A 3,725-nucleotide genomic window follows, 5' to 3' on the forward strand; every position below is an offset into this window, starting at 1 on the left:
CGCGCGCAGGCGCCCGCCCAGGGCGGTGACCCGCTCGCGCATCCCGAGCAGCCCGACCCCGGGCGTCGGGGCGCTGCCCGGCGTGGCCCGGCCGTCGTCGTCGACCTGGATCGCCAGGCCGTCCGGGCGGTAGTGGATCCGGACCGACGCGGTCGCGGCGGCCGCATGCCGGGCGATGTTGGTGAGCGACTCCTGCACGATCCGGTACGCGGTGCGGTCCACCGCCGCCGGCACGTCCTGCCGGGCTCCCTCGATCGTCAGCGTCGCGTCCAGCCCGGACGCCCGGGCCCGCTCCACCAGCTCCGGGACGTGACCGACACCCTGCGGCGGGGTGGTGCCGTCATCGCGCAACGCCTCCAGGGTCGCCCGCAGCTCCCGGGTCGCCTCCCGGCCGGCCTCGCGGATGGCCAGCAGCGACTCCGGCACCTCCTCGCCCCGCTTGCGGGCCACGTGCACGGCGGCCTCGGCCTGCACCTTGATCACCGAGATCTGGTGGGTGAGCGAGTCGTGCAGCTCCCGCGCGATGTGCAGCCGTTCCTCGTCGGCCCGGCGCCGCGCGTTCTCCTCCCGGGTGCGTTCCGCCTCGTCCGCCCGCCGCTCGGCCTGCCGGAGCGCCTCACCGGCGGCGCCGGCCGCGATCAGCCAGGCCAGCTCCAGCGCGCTGCGGGCCCGGGTGAACGCCTCGCCCAGGTCGTGCAGCGACACCAGGGCCGCGAACGGCAGCGCGGCCAGCATGGCCACCGACACCACGATCGTGAGCCTGCGGTGTCCGGCCCGGACGGCGGCGTACACGGCGAACAGGTACGCCACGGCAGGCACGTCGAACCCGGCCGCCTGCCAGCCCACCGCGCACAACCCGGTGACGACCAGCACCGCCACGGGAGCCTTCCGGCGCGCGGCCAGCGCCAGGCCGGCCGCGACCAGCAGCACGTAGCCCAGCGGGCCGAGATCCGTGGCCGGCCGGCCGGACAGCCCGCCGGTCAGCAGCGCCCCCGCGATGCCGACGGCGATCGCCCAGTCGGTGACTGCGGCCCGTCTCCTGCTCATGGCCGCACCCTAGCCGCAAAGTCGCCGCGAGCGAGTCCTGCCGGGGGACGAGCGGACGACTACCGCAGCCGCGGTACGTGCGCCGTTTCTGCTGCGTTGGCGGCAGCCGGCTGCGGCATCGGTGGCACCACGAAGTGTCTGCGGCTGCCGGACGATCCGCGCTGCTCCCGGCGAAAGGATCAGGCGACATCCGCCGAACCCGAGGAGAGCGCCGATGCCCACCGAGACCCCACCCGCGGACGGCGCCCTGGCCCGGCTGGCCCGCTTCTGCCACCGGCGCCGCCGCCTGGTCGTGCTGACCTGGATCCTCGGGGTGCTCGCCGTGTCGGTCCTGGGCTTCGGCTTCGGCGCGGACGCCGACAACGCGTACTCCGGGGGTGGGTCGGACTCGGCCAAGGCCCAGGCGCTGATCGAGCGGCACTTCCCGCAGCAGCAGGGTGACACGCTCACCCTGGCCGTCCGGGCGGACCGGGGGATCGACGACCCAGCCACCCGGCAGCGGATCGAGCGGGTCCTCGCCGAGCTGGACGCCGCCACGGTCACCGGGCCGGTGGTCTCGCCGTACGCGGACCCGGCGCTGGTGACACCGGATCGCCGGATCGCCCGCACGACCATCCCGCTGACCGGCCGGGAACTGCCCAAGGCCGAGATCGTGCCGCTGGTGGACGCGGTCAAGACGGCCTCCGGGGACGGCCTGACGCTGGGGCTGGGCGGGGAGGCGGCGGAGAAGGCCGAGACACCGCCGCAGGGCCCGGCGGAGGGCGTGGGTCTGCTGGCGGCGGCGGTGATCCTGTTCATCGCGTTCGGGTCGCTGGTCGCGATGGGCCTGCCGATCGTCACCGGGCTGCTGGCCGTGATCGGCGGCGTGGCCCTGTTGAAGATCGTGGGGCACGTGGTGCCGGCGCCGGACTTCACCGTGCTCGTCGCCGTGCTGATCGGCCTCGGCGTCGGCATCGACTACGCGCTGTTCATCCTGACCCGCTACAAGGACAGCCTGCACGACGGCGACGATCCCGAGCACGCCACGGTCAAGGCCATCACCACCGCGGGTCACGCGGTGCTGTTCGCCGGCACCACTGTGCTGATCGCGCTGCTGGGCCTGATCGCCATGGGACAGCGGATGATGACCGGCGTGGCCATCGGCGCCTCGGTGACCGTGCTGGTGACGATGGTCGCCGCGGTGACCCTGCTGCCGGCGTTCCTCGGCTTCACCGGCCACAAGATCAACTCCCTGCGGCTGCCACGCCGCACGCTGCGCACCCGCCGGGCCGGGGGTGTCCCGCCGCGGGAACGCCGGGCTCTCGCCGAGCGCTGGGCCGGTGTGGTGCAACGGCGGCCGGTCGTCGCCGCGCTGCTGGCCGGCGCTCTGCTGCTGGTGCTCGCGGTGCCCGCGTTGTCGATGCGGCTCAGCCTGCCCGACGCCAGCGTCCAGCCGCACGACCGCAGCAGCTACACCTCGTACGAGATCATCTCCGCAGGCTTCGGCCCCGGCTACGGCGCGCCCCTGATCTTCGCCACCCGGATCGGCTCGCCGGACACCGACCTGGCACCCGTCGTCGCGGCGGTCCGAGCGACCGACGGCATCGCGTACGCCACGCCGCCGCGGGTCAGCCAGGACGGGCAGGCCGCCACCTTCATGGCCTTCCCCCGGACCGGATACCAGGACGAGGCCACCACCGAGCTGGTGCACGAGCTGCGCGACGACGTCCTGCCCCGGGCCTCCGGCGGCGGTGAGGTCTACATCGGCGGCCCGAACGCGGCCACCATCGACTTCGCCGAGGAGGTGAGCTCGCGCCTGCCGCTGATGATCGGCGTGGTCATCGTGCTGTCCCTGCTGCTGCTGATCGCGCTGGTCCGCTCGGTCACGATCGCCCTGCAGGCCGCGGTGATGAACCTGCTGTCCATCGGCGCCGCGTACGGCGTCCTGGTCGCGGTCGTGCAGTGGGGCTGGCTGGGCACCGCACTCGGATTCCCGACCGGCATGCCGATCACCACCTGGGTCCCGATGATGATGTTCCCGCTGCTGTTCGGCCTGTCGATGGACTACGAGGTCTTCCTGATCTCCCGGATCCGTGAGGAGTACGAGCGCACCGGCGACACCCGCCGGGCCGTGACCCGGGGCCTGGCCCGGACCGCGAAGGTCATCACGGCCGCGGCCGCCATCATGATCGCCGTCTTCACCACCGCCCTGCTCGGCCCGGACGTCTCGGTCAAGCAGATCGGCCTGGGCATGGCCGTCGCGGTGCTCATCGACGCCACCGTCGTCCGGATGGTTCTCGTCCCCGCGGTGATGGAGCTGTGCGGCAACGCCAACTGGTGGATGCCCGGGCGCCGGGCACCGCGCGCGGCCCCGCCGGCCCCGGCCGGCATCCGTGAAGACGCCACCGTCTGACCGTCCTGACAGGAGTGATCCAGATGCGCAAGGTCTTCGTCGTCAGCAGCACGCTCGTCGTGATCGTCGTGCTGACCCAGTTCTACCTGGCCGGGGTCGGCGGGTTCAGCCGGCCGGCCACCACCGACTCGTGGACGGCCCACCGCGCCGGCGCCCTGGCCGTCATGGTGGCGGTGCTGCTCAACATCGTCGTCGCGGCGCTGGCCCGGGCCGGCCCGCAGAACGTCTCCGCCGTCGCCACCCGGCTCAATCTGGACGGTTCCACGGTCACCCGGCAGGTCGGCAC

Annotated in this window: 3 protein-coding genes; 2 read left to right on the forward strand and 1 reads right to left on the reverse strand. The window is 73.6% G+C overall.

Translation table 11 applies throughout. The annotated features are described in order from the left end of the window. Nucleotides 1-1,047, reverse strand: a 1,047-nt coding sequence (locus tag AB0C29_RS37975; RefSeq protein ID WP_360831047.1) for a histidine kinase, incomplete at its 3' end; no start/stop codon positions are given. A 214-nt stretch (nt 1,048-1,261) separates the two neighbouring features. On the opposite strand from AB0C29_RS37975, the gene AB0C29_RS37980 reads away from it, so the two are divergent. After that, nucleotides 1,262-3,439, forward strand: coding sequence for an MMPL family transporter (locus tag AB0C29_RS37980; protein WP_360831050.1), 2,178 nt, complete (start codon nt 1,262-1,264; stop codon nt 3,437-3,439). A 23-nt stretch (nt 3,440-3,462) separates the two neighbouring features. After that, nucleotides 3,463-3,725, forward strand: a 263-nt coding sequence (locus tag AB0C29_RS37985) for a DUF6220 domain-containing protein (RefSeq protein WP_360831053.1), incomplete at its 3' end; no start/stop codon positions are given.

This window comes from Actinoplanes sp. NPDC048791 (assembly GCF_040650095.1).
Lineage (GTDB): Bacteria > Actinomycetota > Actinomycetes > Mycobacteriales > Micromonosporaceae > Actinoplanes.